The sequence below is a fragment of the Shigella sp. FC1967 genome (genome assembly GCF_001743005.1).
GTDB lineage: Bacteria > Pseudomonadota > Gammaproteobacteria > Enterobacterales > Enterobacteriaceae > Proteus.
This window is the reverse complement of record NZ_MIIZ01001061.1, coordinates 1-1,085: the sequence shown is the minus strand read 5'-3', so window position 1 is coordinate 1,085 and position 1,085 is coordinate 1. Positions and strand designations below refer to the sequence as shown.

The 1,085-nt window shown below is 53.8% G+C and carries 1 pseudogene; it reads right to left on the bottom strand.

Annotation, left to right across the window (positions count from 1 at the left end):
* Positions 1-1,077: pseudogene (locus BHE89_RS18305) on the bottom strand (VWA domain-containing protein); the annotation flags it as partial.
* Positions 1,078-1,085: the final 8 nt, after the last annotated feature.

The window sequence follows — 1,085 nt, the reverse complement described above, 5'->3', positions numbered from 1 at the left end:
TTTCTTGGCTTCCGGCTTGAGGAATACGCGGGTATCACCCGTCACTACACGATGTAGTTTCCGAGCATCCACACGCTTCCCTGATCGTTGGTTACGGTGAGCAACTCGCTGGCTGGCCTGGACCAATCCGTAGAGCTGCGTTCTTATCTTTGAAGTGGTGCTCTTCACATCCCCTACCAGGCTTTTGCCAACAGCAGGGTTGTCCTGGGTGTTCACAGCAGAGCGAACAGTCATATAGCTACTGTCCCCCTTATCTTGAGCCACCCGGTTGAGCTCGGCTTTAAGTGCATCATGCGCGTCACCACGCAAATCACCGGCACCGGCATTCAGAACCTGCTGGAGCATTTTGGCCGCGTCTTGTTTCGCCGCGTCAGAATTGCCACCAGCCTGGCTTTGTCCTGCCTTGCTGCCACCATCAGTATCCGACTTGCCTTGGTCGCCCTGTCCTTTCGGATCAGATTTCCCGTTAGCATCGTCTTGCTTCTGGTCTTTACCTTGCTGATCACCACCATTGGCATCAGGCCCTTGGTTTTGATCGTTACCACTTCCGCCCTGACTGTTCTGAGGTTGGTTGCCACCAGCATTCTGCTGGTTGTTACCATCCTGACCATTCTGGGGCTTTTGCTCTTCTTTCTCCTTTTCCTCCTCGATCATCTTGATGATTTGGTCGGCCAAGGATGTCACCTCTGCGGTTGACTTAGTGTTCACAGCCTTACGCAGTAAAGCGTTCAGCCGAACAACAACACCCTGAGGGAACACGCGCTCGAATACGGGGGTAGCCGAATCGAGATAGGGTTGAAGGACGGATTGCCCTACAGCCTTGGTTTGCAACCAGTACAAACAAAACCCTGTCAGAATGGAGGCAGGGGCCTCTTTGTCTGTGACGTGCTCGTAATGACCAGCTTGAGCCATATAGCGAGCAACCTCATTCAGGGTCTGCGACGTACCGGGGAAGAGTTCCATCATGGCCCGTTCTATGCGGCAGTCCTCCAAAACGTTGGACAACTCAGCATGAAGACCTCTGCGGCGCTCAACACCAAAGTCCGTAAACCGGACATGGGCTGCTTCATGGGCCAAATACCCCC